At 71.2% G+C, this 219-nt stretch carries 1 protein-coding gene; it reads right to left on the reverse strand.

The features are described from left to right. Positions 1-219: DUF308 domain-containing protein (locus IE312_RS39570; RefSeq protein WP_229899545.1), on the reverse strand; the 219-nt coding region annotated here is incomplete at both ends.

The following is a 219-nucleotide window of genomic DNA, read 5'->3' on the forward strand; positions in this document are numbered from 1 at the left end:
GGGTGCCGAACGCGGCGGCGAGTTGGAAGACGCCGGTGGCCAGGAGGTAGACGCCGAAGAGAATGCCGAGGACGCGCAGTGTCGCGCCCGGCCACACCAGGGCGATGACGCCCAGGGCGATGGTGGCGAGACCCATCGTGAGCAGGATCTGCCAGCCCATGTTCGCCAGGGCGGCCATGCCCTCGGCCAGGGGCCTGCCTTCTGGTTCGGTGCGCGGGG

The organism is Streptomyces capoamus (genome assembly GCF_014654935.1).
Taxonomy (GTDB): Bacteria; Actinomycetota; Actinomycetes; order Streptomycetales; family Streptomycetaceae; genus Streptomyces; species Streptomyces capoamus.